Genomic DNA, 205 nt, shown 5'->3' on the forward strand with positions numbered 1-205 from the left:
CGGCCGTGCGTGACCTTGCCGAGAAGAAGGGTTTCGGCAGCTTCTCGGTGGTCTTCCCGATCGGCATCGACGCGGGCATCTGCGTCCTGCTGGCGCTGGACCTGTTGTTGACGTGGATCCGCATCCCCTTCCCGCTGCTGCGCCAGACGGCGTGGCTCCTGACGGCGGCGACGATCGCCTTCAACGGCGCGGCGGCCTGGCCCGA

1 protein-coding gene is annotated in these 205 nt (G+C 68.8%); it reads left to right on the forward strand.

The genetic code is table 11. From position 1 onward, the window contains the following. Nucleotides 1-205 (forward strand): DUF2637 domain-containing protein (locus AC5P1C_RS44050; protein WP_493871619.1); only part of this gene is annotated, 205 nt, incomplete at both ends.

It is taken from the genome of Streptomyces sp. A18, assembly GCF_059026065.1.